Source organism: Streptomyces sp. NPDC002306 (assembly GCF_053593435.1).
Map to the genome: position 1 here is coordinate 1 of NZ_JBSFCK010000047.1, position 18,691 is coordinate 18,691.

At 70.6% G+C, this 18,691-nt stretch carries 10 protein-coding genes, 1 pseudogene and 4 CRISPR repeat arrays; of the genes and pseudogenes, 2 read left to right on the forward strand and 9 right to left on the reverse strand.

What is annotated here, in order from left to right:
- The first annotated feature begins 126 nt into the window (after positions 1-126).
- A CRISPR array of direct repeats spans positions 127-1,071; the repeat unit is 29 nt; unit sequence GGGACCATCCCCGCGGGTGCGGGGAGCAG.
- A 90-nt stretch (positions 1,072-1,161) separates the two neighbouring features.
- The 8 genes from cas2e to cas3 are packed head-to-tail and all read right to left on the reverse strand — an operon-like array spanning position 1,162 to position 10,528.
- A complete protein-coding gene (gene cas2e, locus ACWCQK_RS37280) occupies positions 1,162-1,545 on the reverse strand; it encodes a type I-E CRISPR-associated endoribonuclease Cas2e (protein ID WP_451162918.1) in 384 nt (127 codons plus the stop codon).
- The gene (cas1e, locus tag ACWCQK_RS37285) at positions 1,542-2,510 is read right to left on the reverse strand and encodes a type I-E CRISPR-associated endonuclease Cas1e (RefSeq protein ID WP_451162920.1); all 969 of its coding nucleotides are present in this window, start codon (positions 2,508-2,510) and stop codon (positions 1,542-1,544) included. Before cas1e ends, cas2e begins: the two co-directional genes overlap by 4 nt.
- On the reverse strand, positions 2,507-3,301 hold the full coding sequence (cas6e, locus tag ACWCQK_RS37290; RefSeq protein ID WP_451162922.1) for a type I-E CRISPR-associated protein Cas6/Cse3/CasE: 795 nt from the start codon (positions 3,299-3,301) through the stop codon (positions 2,507-2,509). Before cas6e ends, cas1e begins: the two co-directional genes overlap by 4 nt.
- Complete coding sequence (gene cas5e, locus ACWCQK_RS37295; RefSeq protein ID WP_451162924.1) at positions 3,301-4,035, reverse strand: type I-E CRISPR-associated protein Cas5/CasD; 735 nt, start codon at positions 4,033-4,035, stop codon at positions 3,301-3,303. Before cas5e ends, cas6e begins: the two co-directional genes overlap by 1 nt.
- Entirely contained in the window at positions 4,032-5,225 is a 1,194-nt protein-coding gene (gene cas7e, locus ACWCQK_RS37300; RefSeq protein ID WP_451162926.1) for a type I-E CRISPR-associated protein Cas7/Cse4/CasC, read from the reverse strand. The genes cas5e and cas7e overlap by 4 nt, the downstream gene beginning before the upstream one ends.
- Positions 5,222-5,911 (reverse strand): type I-E CRISPR-associated protein Cse2/CasB, encoded by a 690-nt coding sequence (gene casB / locus ACWCQK_RS37305; RefSeq protein WP_451162928.1) that lies wholly within the window; start codon positions 5,909-5,911, stop codon positions 5,222-5,224. Before casB ends, cas7e begins: the two co-directional genes overlap by 4 nt.
- Positions 5,908-7,650 carry a type I-E CRISPR-associated protein Cse1/CasA gene (gene casA, locus ACWCQK_RS37310; protein WP_451162930.1) on the reverse strand — a complete coding sequence of 581 codons (1,743 nt, stop codon included), beginning with the start codon at positions 7,648-7,650 and terminating at the stop codon, positions 5,908-5,910. The genes casB and casA overlap by 4 nt, the downstream gene beginning before the upstream one ends.
- Positions 7,643-10,528 (reverse strand): CRISPR-associated helicase Cas3', encoded by a 2,886-nt coding sequence (gene cas3 / locus ACWCQK_RS37315; protein ID WP_451162932.1) that lies wholly within the window; start codon positions 10,526-10,528, stop codon positions 7,643-7,645. Before cas3 ends, casA begins: the two co-directional genes overlap by 8 nt.
- Positions 10,529-10,787: 259 nt before the next feature.
- Positions 10,788-13,999: a CRISPR direct-repeat array (repeat unit 29 nt; unit sequence CTGCTCCCCGCACCCGCGGGGATGGCCCC).
- 304 nt (positions 14,000-14,303) lie between these two features.
- Between cas3 and ACWCQK_RS37320 the strand changes: the two genes are divergently transcribed.
- Entirely contained in the window at positions 14,304-14,561 is a 258-nt protein-coding gene (locus tag ACWCQK_RS37320; RefSeq protein WP_451162964.1) for a hypothetical protein, read from the forward strand.
- Between the two features lie 17 nt (positions 14,562-14,578).
- Positions 14,579-14,842: pseudogene (locus ACWCQK_RS37325) on the forward strand (ISL3 family transposase); the annotation flags it as partial.
- A 239-nt stretch (positions 14,843-15,081) separates the two neighbouring features.
- A CRISPR array of direct repeats spans positions 15,082-15,416; the repeat unit is 29 nt; unit sequence CTGCTCCCCGCACCCGCGGGGATGGCCCC.
- A gap of 1,517 nt (positions 15,417-16,933) precedes the next feature.
- Positions 16,934-18,000: direct repeats of the CRISPR family, unit length 29 nt.
- 117 nt (positions 18,001-18,117) lie between these two features.
- Here the strand turns inward: ACWCQK_RS37325 and ACWCQK_RS37330 are convergent.
- Complete coding sequence (locus ACWCQK_RS37330; RefSeq protein WP_451162934.1) at positions 18,118-18,672, reverse strand: hypothetical protein; 555 nt, start codon at positions 18,670-18,672, stop codon at positions 18,118-18,120.
- Positions 18,673-18,691: the final 19 nt, after the last annotated feature.

The window sequence follows — 18,691 nt, forward strand, 5'->3', positions numbered from 1 at the left end:
GACCTGCAACGACAGCAACTGACACAACCACGAGAGCACACGATGGCCCACGATTGACCCGCTCAAACTGGCCTCAAATTGAGCCGCTGCCGACAGGTGCTTCTACCCGGTGACGGAGACCCGGTCGGGACCATCCCCGCGGGTGCGGGGAGCAGGTCTCTTCGGCTCGTCGGAGTGCGTCGTCTGCGGGACCATCCCCGCGGGTGCGGGGAGCAGGTGGCCGTGTTCGAGGCCGTGGCTCCCGTGCCGGGACCATCCCCGCGGGTGCGGGGAGCAGTCCGGAGGTACGAAAGCGCCTCCCGTGGTCCCGGGACCATCCCCGCGGGTGCGGGGAGCAGCGCTACCTCAACCGGCACCGCGACAACGGCAGGGGACCATCCCCGCGGGTGCGGGGAGCAGCAGCAGGGTCTCTTCCCAGCTGTCGACGAGAAGGGACCATCCCCGCGGGTGCGGGGAGCAGTGCAGGTTGTCATGTCCGCTCCTGACTCGCTGGGGACCATCCCCGCGGGTGCGGGGAGCAGCGCGTCCGGGTGACCGGCGCCCGCAATCTCGTGGGACCATCCCCGCGGGTGCGGGGAGCAGGACGTACCGGTCGTCAGCGGCACGGTGCAGGTGGGACCATCCCCGCGGGTGCGGGGAGCAGGCCTCCTGCTCGTGCAGCGGGCAGTGGCGTTCGGGACCATCCCCGCGGGTGCGGGGAGCAGCCGCTGATGAAGGCCCAGGCGATGGGCTCGCTGGGACCATCCCCGCGGGTGCGGGGAGCAGACGGCCACCGTCCACGGGCCGGCGGGTGAGCAGGGACCATCCCCGCGGGTGCGGGGAGCAGTTCCTCACGGCCGTCGCCGCGGGCAAGCTGTCGGGACCATCCCCGCGGGTGCGGGGAGCAGCGACGGTCCCCAGTACCTGCGTAGCGCAGCAGCGGGACCATCCCCGCGGGTGCGGGGAGCAGGACGACCTGTCCGTGGGCGGGGTGGGGATGGCGGGACCATCCCCGCGGGTGCGGGGAGCAGGTGAAATCGATCGGCCTCCCCATCGGCCACGCGGGACCATCCCCGCGGGTGCGGGGAGCAGACTCAATGACCTGCAGTTTTACCGTGGCCGCTGCTGCTTTCCGACCACTTTCTTAAATTCCGGCGAAAGGTTCATATCGTGCGTCCATTGTTAGCCCTTGCCGAAGCGTCGGCGTTTGGACGCCTTGCTCCAGCCGGTTGGTGGGCTCTGAGCGCTGGTGGGTGAGGTGGTGCCGGATACAGAACGCGGCGCGGGCGCGTTCGGGTCGGGGCGACGGATGAGGGTGATGCCTTCGTGGTCGGTGGGATGCCAGGCGTGGTCGTGGGTGCGGAAGGTGAAGCCCTGTTCGTTGTTGGTGGTGTGGGCGAGCAGGGCGCGGCCCTGGCCGGCGTACTGCTGGACTTCGTCCCAGAGGACGTCGCGGATACGGGCGCTGGGATTGCCGACGAACACGCCCGCGGAGATTTCGAGGAGCCAGCGGGTGAGGAAGCCTCGGAGGCCGGCGGGGCAGTTGGTGAGGACGATGACAGTCACCAGAGTCCGCCTGCGTAATCGTCAGGGCCGTCGTGGTTGATGCCGGAGGCGACATGGTGGCCGCCGTCGCTCTGGAGCATGACCACGTCCCGGTCATCGCCTGCGGGAGCAGCGTCTGCCGTCGCCGGCAGCAGGAGCTGTTTGATGTCGTCGACGCACTGGTTGAGGAGAGAAGTTTCGTTGATGCGGTCGCGCAGGGCGCGGCGGGTGCGGGAGCCGATGTCCTCGTCACCAAGGGCGGCAACGTCAAAAGCGAGAGGGATCCCGATGTGGGTCTTGTAGAGGTCGGCGATGTCGAGGACGAAGGAGAGTTCGTGGCCGGAGTGGACGAAGCCGAGGGCGGGGCTGCAGCCCAGTGAGGTGACGACGGCGTGGGCGATGCCGTACATGCACTGGGCGGCGGCGGTGATGGCCTGGTTGACGGCGTCCCCGCTGCTGAAGTCGCCGGGGGTGTAACGCCGGCCGTGCCAGGGGATGCCGGTGCGGGCGGCCTGGGCGCGGTAGCAGTCTTTGACTCTTTTGCCTTCGTGGCCGAGCAGTTCGCGTCGGGTGAGGCCGGCGGGGTCTTCGTCGGGGAAGCGCAGGCGGTACATCTCGCGGGCGACGGTGAGGCGGGTGCGGGGGTTGGCCCACTGCTGGGCCTGGGCTTCCATGAGGGCGGAGGAGCGGGTCAGGGCGCGGCCGGAGGCGTAGTAGCGCACGCCCTGTTCGCCGACCCAGGCGACGGCGGCGCCGGTCTCCCCGAGGACGCTCATGGCCTGGTGGGTGACACGGGTGCCGGGGCCGAGGAGAAGGGTGCCGATGGTGGCGGCGGGGATGTGGGTGGTGCCTTCGGCGTCCTGGGCGGTGATGGCGTTGGCGTCCCGGTGGACGATGCAGCGTTCCAGATAGACGAAAGAAAGACGGTCGGCGGTGCGGGTGAGGTGTCGCGGGGTGAGCGCCTGGCGCTGGGAGACCGTGCTCACGGGCCGGCCGGTGGGGCGGGTGCGCTGAGCGGTGCGAGGGTGAGGAGGCCGCAGCCGTAGGCTTTGGCGCGGCCGATGCCGTGGGTGAGGGCGTGGCGCAGGGCGGTGGGGTCGGTGACTTCGAGGCGGCCGTCGTAGGTGACGGTGACGAGGCTGACGGGTTTTCCGTTCTTGTTTTCCGCCGTGTTTCTGGACTTGTCGAAGGGGCGGCTGTTGTGGTCGCGTACGGACAGTTCGTACTGGTCGCCGTGGTGCTGGTGCTTGCCGTGGTAGGTCGTCCCAGAAGGCAGCAGCCGCTTGTCGTCGCTTTTTTCCAGGATGCGGAAGCCGCAGCGTTCCTGGCGTTCGAGGAGCCACCGCATCTGGTGGACGGGCGTGAGGTGGGCGGTGATCTTGCGGGGTTCGCTGTCCTTGCGGCGGATGGTGTGGACGGGGTTGGCGGTCAGCCGGAAGGCCCAGCTCTCGCCTGGAGAAAGCTTGTCGAGGAGCGGGGCGTAGGGCTTGGTCTGCCATCCGGGCGTGGCGGGGTCGGCGGCCGCGGCCGGCCAGCCGGCTTGTTCGACCAGGTGGGTCAGGTCCGGGCGGTCGGGGCTGACGATGTACAGGAGCACTTCGGCGCGGGCCTGGTGGTCCAGGCGCCACAGCACGCGCGGCCCGTCCGGGCTGGGAGTGTCGCTGGGCAGCAGGGTGGGGAATGCGGACATGACGGCGGCGTGCATGACCTGCGGTGAGGACAGCAGGCGCCGGGCGCCGGGCCGCGCCGTGTTGACGCGGAAACGGGAGAGGAACATCAGCTGCTCTCATCCTCCAGGGCATCGAACGGGTCATGCGCCGGGACGCCGGCCGGGATGGCGGCCGGGACGCCGGGCAGGGGCACGCTGGTGGTGACGACGGTGCGCAGGGCGTGGCGGCGGTGTGCGGCGGCGAAGCTGACCGGCTGGTCGTGCAGGCTGTCCGCAGGGGTGTGTTCGGAGGCTGCCGCCTCGCGCAGCACGGTCAGTTCTGCCGGGGTGTGGCGGCGGTGCTGTCTGCGATACCAGGCGGATGCCTGCCACGGCACCTGCGCCAGGACGCTCTCCAGTACAGCGTTCTCGTGCAGGCCCAGCTCGAGCTGCTCGGCCGGGGGGCAGGAGCGACGGCCCAGAAACGGCGGATACACCGGTGCTTGGAGAGCGGCGTAGGCCTGTGTCAGTACGGTGTGCTCGCCTTCCAGGGCGGCGACGAACACGGCGTCCGCGAGGTAGAAACGCTCCGACAGTGGCATCGACTTGCCGCTGACGGCGTGGTGGGCGGTCTGGAAGTCCCTGATGCGGGTGCCGGGCTGGTCGATGCGGACGCCGAACCGCAACGCGGCCAGCGGCGCCAGCGCCGTGTCATCGCCGCGTTGAATACCTGCGGCGGCGGCGAGCAGGCCGATGACACCGCTCTTGGTGGGGGCGGATTCGGTGGTGCGGCGGGTGAAACGGGAGGAGGCCCCCCAGGACTGCAGGGGGCCTGCCAAACGCAGAACGAGCACGCTGCTCATGCGGGCTGCTCCAGCCGTTCGGCGACGGCCTGGCCGACGGCGGCGACGAGGTCGCTGAGGGTGTCGGACTCGGTGCCGAGGTCGGCGAGTTTGAGGGTGTTGGGGCCGACGCGCAGCACCCAGGTGAGGGTGGATTCCTCGTTGCCGTAGGCGCGTTCGATGTCGGGGATGTAGGCGGCGAGCCGGTCGGAGGCTTCGCGGACGTGGCCGCCCTGGTCACCGCGGATGGGGTCTTCGAAGGCGGCGACGAAGCTGATCGGGCGGGTGGTGCGCAGCTTGACGACGACCGCGTCGGGCAGGGTGTGATGACCGAATGTGTTGATCTTGCCGGTGGGCAGTGAGGCGACGAAGCTGTGCACGAACGCCTCCACGGCACGGCGCACCGGATCGGTGCGCGGCTCGTCCTCGCGCAGTCCCTCACCGAGGTTCGCAGCGAGCTGGTGCACACCCAGCGCGGCATAGCGGTAGAGGGTGGCGGAGTTGAAGTCGACGGTGCCGATCATTCCGGCGCCGGTTTCCTCCTCCGTGTTCTCGTCGTCGACAGCGGTGTAGTAGTCGGATTCGTTCTCCACCCGGTGGACGCTGAGGGCGTGGGCGACCTGGACCGCGGCGTCGACGTTGTAGTCGGCGGCGTCGGCGACCATCCGTCCGAACAGCGCAATGTCGACGGAGTGACGGCTGTCCGCGATCTCCTTCGCCTTGTCCTTGTTCGCCTTGTCCTTCAGATAGGCGGTGATGTCGCTGGCGCCGTCGACAGCGAGGCGGGCCAAGCCGTCGAGCTGACGGGAGCTGAGAAACACCAGATACTTCGCCTCCGGCGCAGCAGCCGTCCCGGTCTCCTTCGCGGCGTCCGCTTTCCGCTTGGGCACCTCGGTCTTCAGCCCGGTGGCTTTCACCGTCTCGTCGGCGAGCTCGAGCGCCTGCTGCCCGCGCAGCGACTCATCCAGCAGAGCGATCCGCTCGGCAAGCACCTCCACGACCTTCTTCGTCCGCACCCCGAGCTCGCTCGGCGCAAGCAGCTGCTCCTCGTCGAAGTAGGTACGGGTGGCCCGCTTCCACGCCTGACTGGAGACACGGGCCCGCGGCACACCCCCATACACAGCCGTCTTGGGTGCACCGGTGTCGTCCCGGTTCAAGTTGCTCGGCGGGACGGTCTGCAGGGCGTGCACGTCCAGGAAGATGCGGTTCACGAGGCGTCCTTGTCACGGTCCGTGGGATGAGAGGGGTTGTCGTCAGCGTTCTCGCGCGCAGGAGTGTCGTCCGCGTCCTGCCACGAGTGGAAGGAGCGGCCCCACTCGCGGCGGATGGTGCCGGCGCCGCCGGGCCACTGCCACGCGTAGAGCTGCCCGGCGAGCAGGCCGTAGTCGAGGGGAATGTCCGCGCGGCGCAACAGCACGATCAGGTCGCGCAGCCGCTGCGACAGGCTCGTCAGATCGGGTGCGGTGCCGGCCCGCACCAGACGCTTGCGCACCGGCTCGTCGATAGCGCCCGGCGGCATCAAGCGGCGTGCAGCCGCGCCCAGTCCGGCCGGCTGCTTCAATGCGTGCGAGCGGTGCATGCGCGCGCCGCGGGACTGCTGGTGCAGCGCCCACAACGTGAGCGCCGCATGCAGGGCGTTCTCGGCCCGCACCAGCTCGTCCTCGCTCAGGGGTCGCACACCCTCGAGGCGGGTGTGCAGCGGCGCCGTGTCGACCAGCGTCCACAAGTCGGGCAGGTCGGCGGCGTCGCGGCCTGCGCCGCGGCGCAGGCGGGCGAGCGCGGCGACATCCTTGGGCCGGTCGTTGAGGTAGCCCTCCTGCCATCCGGTGATCTGCGCTGCGGCCAGCTCGGCGACCCGCATACGGACGGACGGTGCAGCGGTCGTGGTGGTGGTCATGCGGACACCTTCGGGTCGGTCACGGACGGGACGGGCGCCGCCAGTTCAGAGGCGTGAGGGGAGGCGGGAGCCGGCAGCGCGAGCCCGCTGCCGGGTGCTGCGTCCTGCGTGGCCGCGCCGGGCAGGGTGCGGGCCAGGCGGCCGCGGAACCACCGGTCGGCCAGGCCCGCATTCAGCCACTGCGTGCCCTTTTTGTCGGTGACGGTCCTGCCCTGCCAGGCGGCATCACCGGCCTGCGTGATGAGCCGGCCGCCGAGCCGGCCGATCAGACGGTGCACGTCGCGCTGCCACACCTGGCGCCGCTCGAACGGGTCGGTGCCGTCCTGCGCGAGAGCCACAAGCCACGCACGGTAGGGCTCCTCCACCGCGGCAAATCCCAGGTCACGGGCCGCCAACCGCGGCCCCTCACCCTCCGAGCCGGCAGCACGCGCCAGATCGGTGGCCAGGTCACCGAGCGCACGGACCGCGAGGTCGGCGTCCTCGGCCGCACCGATCGCCTGCCGGGCACACGTCCGGTCCTGCCGGTGCAACAGCACCACCGGCATCGCCAGCCGGTCATCGACCACCTCGTCGATCACCGACTGCTGCGTCCCGTACGCGGCACCCACGATCCGAGCCCTGATCAGGAAACCCCGCGGCAACTCCCCGTCGGTGACCAGCCGGGCGATCCACTCCAGCATCCCCGGCCGCAGATACGCGGCAGCCTCCGCACCCTGACTGGTCTCCGCCCGGTCAGCGACAAGCGAGGCAACACCACGCCACGCCGACCGGGCCGGATCATGTTCCCTCGGCAGGTAGACCGGCGACTGGCCCAGCTTCTTCTCCTGGGCGAGGCTGCGCCGCCACGCCGTCATCGGCTCATAGCGGTGCATGTTCCGGGAAGCGAGCGGATCACCGTAACCGAGCACCACACCGTGAACACCGCTGTCATCGTGGTGCAGCCGCAGTCTGCGCGACTGCCACGTATACACGTCCCGCACACCACTGGGGGTGCGTCCGCTGCTGCCGGGACCGCACGGCTCACGCCGCCAGGCCGGCCGGTCACCAGCCGCGAACTCCACTTCACTGGTGTCCGCGGCCACCAGGTTCAGCAGCAGCGTCTCACGCAGCGTGTCGCCTTCCGCGAAAACGCCACCCAGACCACCGGCCCACCCGGTGCCCAGCGGATACACCTTGCCGCCCTTGACCCGGTCATCGCCCACCGCACCGGACTTGATCCCCGACGTGTCGAAGGCGTGCGCGTGCACGACCCAGCGGGCCGCCTCAGCGAACGTCAACCGCTCCACGGTAGGCATCCGCGCGGTGAAAAACGCTTCACCGTTGGGCACATCGGCCACGATCCGCGCCAGCGGAAAAACCTCGTCCTTCGCTGTGCGCAACGCCGCAGTCTGGAAAAACGGCACAGCCGGATGCAGCAGATCGAACCGGTCACGGTGCTCATCGAGATAGGCGCCCACCCCGGCAAAACACTCCGGATCGGCCCACACGTCAGCCCAGTGCTCGATGTCGCGCGGCCCGTCGAGGGCATCGTGGGCGACGGCCAGCAGCAGCCGCAGCAGAGCGAACTCCTGCGTGGGCAGCTCCCCCACGATCCGGCGCACTGCACCAGCCTGGGCGAACACCTCCCGCAGCGACAACTCCCGCTGCACACCGTCCACGCCGAGGACCTCGATCCACGGCCGGCTCGTCAGATCGAAACACGCAACACAATCCGCGCCACTGCCGATCGGTTCAGACACGGGTCACCTCCAGGCCATCCAGCTGGCTGTAGCAGAGCGCAAAGCCTGCCAGCTGGGTCTGACAATCCTCATCGAGCGCAAGAATCAGCTGACCGGCAAGCCACGGACTGTCCTTGCCCTGCCACGCCCGCACATGCAGCCGCTCCAGCTCCCCGATCGCCCGGTCCATCGTCTCCGCGTACGAAAACTGCATCGGCAGCCGCAGCCCGCAACTCGCCGCCGCACGCGCCGCAAACGATGCAGGTGTCTGATCCTGCGGCAGCTCAACACCGCCGCGCGGCCGCCCCTTCGAGTCGGCTTCCAGCCACGGCAGCGTGGTGAGCGTGCCATCAGCCTTCCGCTGCACCACGACAACTTCCAGGCTCTCCCGGCTGTCACGCACCTGCGCCCGCCCGGCACGCGAGTCATCCGCATCGCCCACCCCGGCGGCCACCCACCCGAACAGCGGCCGGCCCGCACGGCCCACCTCACCGAGCCGGAACACCGCCGCCCGCTCCGCCTGATCCACGCGATGACGCTCGAACCGCTCCCGCGCCACCGCCAACGCCGGCGCCCACGCCTGCGGCCCCACCGGGGCGTCCGCGTACGCGCCCTGCACCAGCACACTGATGTCCGCAGGCAACCGCACCGGCCGCCCCGCCCCGCCGTCCAGATGAGGAAGCAGCACCGCCGCCGACCGCAGCAGCGCATACGCCCCATACACCGCGACCGACCCCCGCACCGGGAGGGGCACCGAAGCATCCCAGTCCACCCCGGTCAGCAGACACCGCGCCGACCGCAGCCCCACCGGCCGCTCCGCCTGGCCTGCACCGCGCTGGTGCCGGTGCAGCCGGCCCATCCGCTGCAGCAGCAGGTCCACCGGACACAGATCACTGACCAGCAGATCGAAATCCACGTCCAGAGACTGCTCGGCCACCTGGCTGGCCACCACAATGTGCAAGCCCCCAGGCCGTCCCGTCGCCCTGTCCGGCGGCCCGAACCGCCGCAGCAGGTCACTGTCCTTCGCCGCCCGGTCGACATCGACGAAACACGAGTGCGCCACCGTCACGTTCTGTTCCCCGAACCGCTCCCGCAGCACCCGAGCGGTCTCCAGCACCCGCTTGACGGTATTCCGCACAACCAGCACACACCCGCCGTCCACCAGCTCCCGCTCGAGCCGGCCGGCCAGAACATCCAGTCCATCCGCCAGACGCTCCACCTGGACATCCGTGCTGCGGGCCGACGCTCCTGGGTGACGCACCACCGGGCTGCGGCCCGGCGCCACAGCCGTCAGCAGCGGATACGCCACCTCGTCCGACAGGCTCTCGCCCGAAGCGTCCGGCACGCCGGCGTATGCCTCGACCAGCTGCTGCCGGCGCCTGGCCGGCAACGTCGCCGACAGCACCACCACCGGAACCCGGTAGGCGCCCAGCCACGCCAGCACCCGGTCCAGGTAGACACTCATATACGTGTCGTAGGCGTGCGCCTCATCGATCACGACGACCTTGCCCGCCACCGCCAGATGACGAAGCGCCAGGTGACGACTCTTCAGCCCTGCGAACAACAGCTGATCGACCGTACCGGCCACGAACGACGCCAGCATCGCCTTCTTACGGCCCCGCAACCACGCATGCGCGACCAGCTCGCTGCCCGCAAACCGCACATCCTGCCCAGGCCCTGGCGCCGCCGGCACGGCAGCGTCTACGTCCACCGCCGCTACCCGCCCACCCCGAGCCAGCAACCCCGCGAAAACCTCATTCAAGGCCGCCTTGGAATGGGCCAGATGCACCGAGTGACGCCCACCGTCCGCAGCGGGCAGCAACTTCAGCCACTCCAGCAGCCGCGGGAACATGGCATTGCCCGTCGCCATCGTCGGCAACGCGAAAAACACCCCGCCCGCACCCGAACGCGCCGCAAAAACCTCTGCCACAGCAAGCGCCGCCTCCGTCTTGCCCTCCCCCATCGGCGCCTCAATGACCATCAGCCCCGGCGCATCCATCTCCCGCGCCAGCCCCACCGCCGCCTCCTGCACCGGCCGGACCTTCGCTCCCACCGGAAGCCCGAACCGCGATGCAAACAACTCCTGCACATCCTCGACCGGCTCGGCCGGCCGCCACGCAGCCGGAAGATCCAGCCCCCGCCACGCCGCCGCCAGCCGCTCCTGCCCATCACAGGACGCAGCCTCCGGAAAGTACGGGAACAGATCCGGATTGCTTGCGATCCAGTCGGAGACGATGACCAACGCCGTCAGCAGCACCTGCACCGGCTGCGGCAGTTTCGCCGTCTGCCACGACTCAAGCCTGCCCCGCACACCGAAAGCGTCAGCACACGCGTCCAGCAACTCGGTCTGCACCTGCCGCCACACCCCGCTGCTGGGTCCCGGCGTACGCAGCAACTCCTCATGGTCGTACAACGCCTTGATCTGCCCGTTCTCCGGCGGAACCCCATGATGGCCACCCACCGCAACACTGAACTGGCCCGTCAACCGCGCCGCCCACCCATACCGCTCCTGAAGCCACTCCCCCAACAAAACTTGCCCCGCCAAGCCATGCGGCGCCAGCCGCCGATCCGCCCCCATCGCCTGACGAGACCGCATCTCCAGCCCCTGCGCCCGCATCACGTCAGCGAGCTGGTCAACCTGACAAGCAAAAGCCGGCGTCGCTTTGCCGATGTCATGCACACCAGCCAGCCACACAGCGAGCTTCCGCCCGTCCGCCTCGCCACCAGGCAGCTCCTCAGAGATCAGCCGCCGCACACCAGCCGGCAGCCACTCATCCCACAGCAAGCCGGCAACAGCGGCAGTGTCCTCCATGTGCCGCCACAACGGCAGCCACCCATCAGCATCACGATCATGCTTCGCCCACACCGACCGCGCCGGCGCATGAAGCTGCAAGAGCAAGCCGGAGCGGAGACCTCCCCCGTGAGTCATGCAAGATAAATACATGTAAACCCAGCCTCAGCAGGCGAGATTGATGAAATAGGCCTGATCGACAACTGATGTAGCTGTCTACGGCACGGAAGACACCCTCAAGCAATAGGCTGACCCATTCGCTACCGGCAGTCGAATGGGAGATATGCACCTAATGGGCTGTTGGTCGGAATCTGGACAAGTTGTCAGAAGCTCGCGTTGGCCGAGATAAAGCCGCAGGTCATCCAGACTGCTCCCCGCACCCGCGGGGATGGCCCCACGGTCCCGAGGAGGATGTAGAGCGCGGCGCGCTGCTCCCCGCACCCGCGGGGATGGCCCCATCACGCCTCCGCTGGCCGACATCCAGGGAATCTGCTCCCCGCACCCGCGGGGATGGCCCCAACACCCCGCTCCCCGACCGCGTCAACGTCAGCTGCTCCCCGCACCCGCGGGGATGGCCCCGGCCGGGTGCTCATGGTTCGCCGCCGGATCTCCTGCTCCCCGCACCCGCGGGGATGGCCCCGGTCCCTGGAAGTAGTGCCGTCCGATGCTGTCCTGCTCCCCGCACCCGCGGGGATGGCCCCCTCCTTGCGGGTCAGCACCCGCCGGGACGACACTGCTCCCCGCACCCGCGGGGATGGCCCCCAATCGGGCGGGTTCGGTCGTGATCCAGATCGCTGCTCCCCGCACCCGCGGGGATGGCCCCTTCGCGCCCTCCGGCGCCGCGAACGGGCTGTACTGCTCCCCGCACCCGCGGGGATGGCCCCGGATGCTGGGCAACGAACGCTTCCGTGCACGCCTGCTCCCCGCACCCGCGGGGATGGCCCCCTCACCGCCAAGGACCCGCGCCTGGTCATCCGCTGCTCCCCGCACCCGCGGGGATGGCCCCATCAGGGTGCCGGGTGCCTCCGGGGACTGGCCCTGCTCCCCGCACCCGCGGGGATGGCCCCGAGTAGTGGTTGCCCTGGCCGTAGGTCATGTTCTGCTCCCCGCACCCGCGGGGATGGCCCCGTCCAAGCGGCCCCTGCCGGAGAACATGTTCTCTGCTCCCCGCACCCGCGGGGATGGCCCCGGCGTGGACTTCGTGACCGTGTGGTGGATCATCTGCTCCCCGCACCCGCGGGGATGGCCCCGGGTGGGGGAGCACGGACAGCGGCGAGACGTGCTGCTCCCCGCACCCGCGGGGATGGCCCCGCCTGTTGGGGCGGCGTCCCTTGGGCTTGGCCCTGCTCCCCGCACCCGCGGGGATGGCCCCTGGATCTCCACGTTGTCGCCCTCGAACAGGATCTGCTCCCCGCACCCGCGGGGATGGCCCCTGGCCGGGCTACGCGTCATGGTGCAGCACTGGCTGCTCCCCGCACCCGCGGGGATGGCCCCTCGGGGTGGGCGCCGTCGGCCTGGACCATGCTCTGCTCCCCGCACCCGCGGGGATGGCCCCTCCGTGTCCGACGCCTTCGGGCGCACGGTCAGCTGCTCCCCGCACCCGCGGGGATGGCCCCTCGTCGGCCGAACGCCGCTCTGCAGCGGCTGCCTGCTCCCCGCACCCGCGGGGATGGCCCCTACTACCGGTCCCTTCCCGCCCGAGCCCGGCGCTGCTCCCCGCACCCGCGGGGATGGCCCCGGCCAGTCCGGGGGAACCTTCCGCCGATGCCGCTGCTCCCCGCACCCGCGGGGATGGCCCCCTGTGGCGGAAGATGGACGCGGCCGCGCGGTACTGCTCCCCGCACCCGCGGGGATGGCCCCGCGGTGCCGCGCTGGGGCTGCGACCCCACCAACTGCTCCCCGCACCCGCGGGGATGGCCCCGTCCCGGACACTGTGATGTTCTCGATGGTGATCTGCTCCCCGCACCCGCGGGGATGGCCCCGGGCGTGGAACCGAGTTGGTCCGCGACGCCTTCTGCTCCCCGCACCCGCGGGGATGGCCCCTAGGCGCCCGGTAGCGGGCACGGAAGCGTGAACTGCTCCCCGCACCCGCGGGGATGGCCCCTTCCAGGCGCACCTTCACCGCAAGGGTGAGACCTGCTCCCCGCACCCGCGGGGATGGCCCCAACGGCGCCACGGGCCGCCGGGATGAGCGGGCCTGCTCCCCGCACCCGCGGGGATGGCCCCATCGCCCTGGGCAGGCTGGCGTACTACGCGTCCTGCTCCCCGCACCCGCGGGGATGGCCCCGTGCTCGCGCACGACGTGACCAGGTAGTAACCCTGCTCCCCGCACCCGCGGGGATGGCCCCGGCGGCCACACCGCGAAATCGTTGAGAGTGGCCTGCTCCCCGCACCCGCGGGGATGGCCCCCACCCACGCGACACGACAGGATGAACCCCATGCTGCTCCCCGCACCGCTCCCCGCACCCGCGGGGATGGCCCCCAGGGCGGCGACATGTGGCGGGAGATCCTGCACTGCTCCCCGCACCCGCGGGGATGGCCCCAACTACCGGACCGTGCTCCGCATCCGGATCGGCTGCTCCCCGCACCCGCGGGGATGGCCCCACCTCGACCACCTCCCGGAAGAGACCAGCATCCTGCTCCCCGCACCCGTGGGGATGGCCCCGCCGAGACGGTACGAGTCTTCCGCCTGCACGCCTGCTCCCCGCACCCGCGGGGATGGCCCCTGCACGGCAACCATGTTCGAGTACCCGGAGGACTGCTCCCCGCACCCGCGGGGATGGCCCCGCGGATGAAGCCCATCAAGGTGGTCCGGAAACTGCTCCCCGCACCCGCGGGGATGGCCCCCAGCCCACCCCACAGCCCCTGCACGCCCGGATCTGCTCCCCGCACCCGCGGGGATGGCCCCGCTGCGCGCCTTCGTCGACTACCTGTGGAACCCTGCTCCCCGCACCCGCGGGGATGGCCCGGCGAGGGCGTTGCGGACGTCGGCGCACGGTGCTGCTCCCCGCACCCGCGGGGATGGCCCCGTAGACATCAGGCGTCACGACGAGGAGCGAAGCTGCTCCCCGCACCCGCGGGGATGGCCCCGGCGACACGGACGGCAAGGTCTGCCCGATGCGCTGCTCCCCGCACCCGCGGGGATGGCCCCCAGGGATCCCCCTGGGTGATCAGGTTCATCGACTGCTCCCCGCACCCGCGGGGATGGCCCCCACACCGCCGCTCTCGGCATCGCCCGCATCCGCTGCTCCCCGCACCCGCGGGGATGGCCCCTCCTGCTGGACGCCGCCGAACAGGCGGGCATCCTGCTCCCCGCACCCGCGGGGATGGCCCGCATCCCGTCGAGGGAGTAGAACCGGCTGCCCGCTGCTCCCCGCACCCGCGGGGATGGCCCCATCTCCACCCGCACGACCTGCTCGCCGTCAAACTGCTCCCCGCACCCGCGGGGATGGCCCCGCTGGGGTGAAGATGATCATAAGTCAGCCTGTCTGCTCCCCGCACCCGCGGGGATGGCCCCTGCTACGCCCTCACCATGGCCAAGCGCCTCAACTGCTCCCCGCACCCGCGGGGATGGCCCCGTCACACCCGACCCAGACGAGATAGTCCAGGATTGCTCCCCGCACCCGCGGGTGTCGGCGACGGTTGAAATGGGTTCAGGCACGGATTCCGTGAAGTGGATCGTGCTGCCGTGCGCCGGTGACGCTCCGTCATTCGGGGCGTCATCCTTCGGTCGTGTGAGACGTTGCTGGAGTTGGTGTTCCCGCACCTGGTGACGGTGTTGGTGGAACGCGTGGTGGTGGAGAGCGGTGTGCTGCGGGTCGCGGCAAGCACGAAGGACGGGACGGCGGCCGTCTGTCCAGGGTGCGGGACGTTGTCGACACGGGTGCACAGCCGCTACGGACGCAGGATCGCCGATGCGCCGGTCGGCGCCCGGCCGGTAGTCATCGAGTTGTCGGTGCGTCGGCTGTTCTGCGACAGCGGCGACTACGCGAGGGTGACCTTTGCCGAGCAGGTCGAGGGGCTGCCAGCCGCTACGGTCGGCGAACGCCCGTCCTGCAACGGATCGTCGGTACTCTTGGTGTCGTTCTGGCCGCTCGCGCCGTGGTCCGGCTGGTACTGGGCATTGTGCTCAGCCGGATGACCGTGCTTCGCGTGGTGATGGCGCTGCCGGATCCGGTCTGGGCGGTGCCGCGGGTGCTGGAAGTGGACGAGTTCGCGACCAGGAAGGGCCGTCGGTACGGCACGATCCTGATCGACTGCGAGACCCATCAGCCGTTGGACCTGCTGCCCGCCCGCGAGGCCGAGACCCTGGCCGCATGGCTGCGCGAGCACCCCGGCGTCGAGATCGTCTGCCGCGACCGTGCGACGTTCTTCACCGAAGGCGCCCGCGCCGGCGCCCCGCAGGCCCAGCATTGCGCTGACAAATGGCATGTCTGGCACAACCTCGGCAAAGCCGTCGAACGCCTGGTATCCCACCACCGCGCTCTCCTCCGCAACCTCGTCGAGCCGGGGCCTTCGCACGAACCCGAACCGGTGTCCGTGCAGACCTCGATCGGCCAGGAGCCACCCGAGCCCTATCCGTCGGGGAAGTTCCTGGACCGGCTCCGCGACACCCACGCTGCGGTCCACGCCCAGGTCGAGCAGGGCCTGAGCCTTCGCGACTGCTCCCCGCACCCGCGGGGATAGTCCCATGATCTGGGCCGGTGGGAAGGTCCGGGTGAACTGCTCCCCGCACCCGCGGGGATGGTCCCCACTCCGGCCACGACGGGAGGGCGTTCCCTGCCTGCTCCCCGCACCCGCGGGGATGGCCCCGTCGGAAGCTGGGCCAAGGACGTCGTCGTCGGCTGCTCCCCGCACCCGCGGGGATGGCCCCGCACCGCGCCGGGTGGCGCCCTCGGTGGTGGCCTGCTCCCCGCACCCGCGGGGATGGTCCCGACTGACGGGTGGTGCGGGCCGGCCTGGACGCCTGCTCCCCGCGCACGCGGGGATGGCCCCGGCCTGCGTCGCCGCGAAGTCCACCCTGCACCCTGCTCGCTGCCCCGTCAGGGGGGCGTGACTGGTGGCTCCCGAAGGGCACGTGGCCGGATTGCAGCCTATGTATCAGTTTGAGTGGAATGGGAGATTCGGTGAAAGTGGTGAAAAGCTTGCTGGCGCAGCGGGAGACTTACAGGTGACACAGTCTGCTCCCCGCACCCGCGGGGATGTCCCCCGGTGGCTCGTCGACTGCCCGTGCGGTTCTGCCTGCTCCCCGCACCCGCGGGGATGTCCCCGCGCGCATGGGCGTCGCCACGCTGGTAGCGGGCTGCTCCCCGCACCCGCGGGGATGTCCCGCGGGCTGACGCGCAGTGGATCGGGTTCGTGGCTGCTCCCCGCACGCGCGGGGATGGTCCCCGCTCCATGCTGGCCTTGGTGTCTTCGCCGTCCCGCTCCCCGCACCCGCGGGGATGGTCCCGGGTTGATCGGCCGCCAGGCGCTGCCGTTCCACTGCTCCCCGCACCCGCGGGGATGGTCCCGGCGTGACCATGTCGTCGCCGTGGTGCTCCGTCTGCTCCCCGCACCCGCGGGGAGGGCCCCCCGACGATCGTGTCACTGTGAAGGAGGTGAATCTGCTCCCCGCACCCGCGGGGATGGCCCCGGTACGTCCTGATCCCTGCCGGTCTCGCCGCGCTGCTCCCCGCACCCGCGGGGATGGCCCCCTCCTCGACGACCTCGCCGGCTGCCACCCCGGCTGCTCCCCGCACCCGCGGGGATGGCCCCTGGTCCACGCCGAGGAAGACGGGGTCGGTGAACTGCTCCCCGCACCCGCAGGGATGGCCCCTCGCCGTCGAGGACCGCCCCGGGGCCCTCCTTCTGCTCCCCGCACCCGCGGGGATGGCCCCTGCAGGGAGCCCACTCGTGAGTGACGACATGTCTGCTCCCCGCACCCGCGGGGATGGCCCCGCTGCCGGTACCGGGATCGTGACCAACTCGTCCTGCTCCCCGCACCCGCGGGGATGGCCCCGCCGAGGTGTCTCGCCGCTTCGACGAGCTGATCTGCTCCCCGCACCCGCGGGGATGGCCCCGCCTCACGCGGGCCCTGGGCCCTCTAGCTTCCCTGCTCCCCGCACCCGCGGGGATGGCCCCGTCATGACCGTGCTGGGCATGATCCTCGACGACTGCTCCCCGCACCCGCGGGGATGGCCCCTCGCTTCCAACGTTCAGCCCACCGCCTACGACCTGCTCCCCGCACGCGCGGGGATGGCCCATCGGATTGATCAAATCCAAAATGATCTAAGATTTGCTGCCCGCACGCGCGGGGATGGTCCTGGCCTGCGTCGCCGCGACGGCTACCCCGCACGCTGCTCCCCGCTCCGTCAGGGGAGGCCGTGATGGAGCGGCTCCCGAAAGGCGCGTGGCCGGATTAGCGCTTATGTGTCAGTTTGAGTGGAATGAGAGATTCGGTGAAAGTGGCGAAAAGCTTGTCTGCGGCGGGGATGGTCCCACAGAGCGGGACATCGCACTTATGGCGAACGACTGCTCCCCGCGCACGCGGGGATGGTCCCAAGATCCTCACCATGGTCAGCGACTTCGGGTCCTGCTCCCCGCGCACGCGGGGATGGTCCCAAAGACCTCGAGAAGGTCGCCGACCGGGTAGGCTGCTCCCCGCGCACGCGGGGATGGTCCCTTCGCGGTCTCCTTTACATTGCCGAGGGCGTCCTGCTCCCCGCGCACGCGGGGATGGTCCCGCGGGCGTGTCGTCGGTCGACCAGACGCTGATGCTGCTCCCCGCGCACGCGGGGATGGTCCCTTAAGGCGGTATGTAGTCACGCGCAAGTCTGGCTGCTCCCCGCGCACGCGGGGATGGTCCCAATGCGATCTGCTCGTACTTCCTCCAGGCCTGCTGCTCCCCGCGCACGCGGGGATGGTCCCCGCCCCACCTGGTACCGCCGACTCGACCAGCACTGCTCCCCGCGCACGCGGGGATGGTCCCCATGTGCCGTGTTTGATGAGGTCGCGCAGGGTCTGCTCCCCGCGCACGCGGGGATGGTCCCAGTGCTATTGCGGCCACGCCTGACCGGCAGCCCTGCTCCCCGCGCACGCGGGGATGGTCCCCCGTCGTCGAACGCTTCGCACGACGTGTTCAACTGCTCCCCGCGCACGCGGGGATGGTCCCGACCCGGGTGTCCTGGGTGGGCACGGTGGTCACTGCTCCCCGCGCACGCGGGGATGGTCCCGAAGAGCGTCGTCCGCCACGTTGGCGACGATGCTGCTCCCCGCGCACGCGGGGATGGTCCCCACCCGATCACGAGGAGAACCTCGCAAGTTGCCTGCTCCCCGCGCACGCGGGGATGGTCCCGCCAAGTCCGGCCGCATGTCCGCCGTCCTCGTCTGCTCCCCGCGCACGCGGGGATGGTCCCGAGCCCCGGACGCGGAGATTCCAGCTCCGGCCCTGCTCCCCGCGCACGCGGGGATGGTCCCTGGGAGTACGAGCACACCCCGTCCGAACGAACCTGCTCCCCGCGCACGCGGGGATGGTCCCCAACGTCGTCGGCCGGTCGCTTCGGTCGCTCACTGCTCCCCGCGCACGCGGGGATGGTCCCGTCGAGTCCGCCCTGGATCTGTGATCGGCCACTGGCCCCCGTGTACGCGGGGATGCTGCCTACGCGGCCGGTCCGTTCCTGTGTGCTGCAGCCGCTGCTCACAACGACGCACAGCGTTCAAGCGCGTTGGCCGAGCGGGGGCAGCAGGTCATCGCCCGGCCAGAGGTCTCGCTCCGCAACGATGCGGGCAAGGAACGTGCTTGCCTCGGCGAGGACAGTGCCACGCTCCGTTGGCCCGTAGGCGATGAACTCCCCGCTCACGCCGTGCAGGGCGCGTACAACGCTGTGCGGGCCGGTACAGACGAGGGCGCGCGCGATCCCGGACATGCCCATGCTGAGGGCGTCGCACTCCCCGTTCCTGACGAGCTGTAGCAGGTCGGTGGTGACGCGTTCCCAGTCGCCGATGGTGGGCCAGTCGGCGCCGCCGCGTAGTTCGTGGGTGAGGGTGGCCAGCGGCACGATTTCTCCGCGCTCACGATTCTGGGTGAGGCGGTCGTGGATCCGGACGCCGTCGGGCTGCTGTACCCGCGGGTGGAGCAGCGAAGCTGCGGCCAAAATGGTGGTGTTGATCTCTTGGGTGCCGGGGCCGGGGTAGTACGGCTCGTGTGCGAAGAGCAGGTAGACACCCGAGATGCGGACGGCATCGTCGGACGAGGGTGGCGTCTGTGGCATGGGGTGGTGTCCCTTCGGT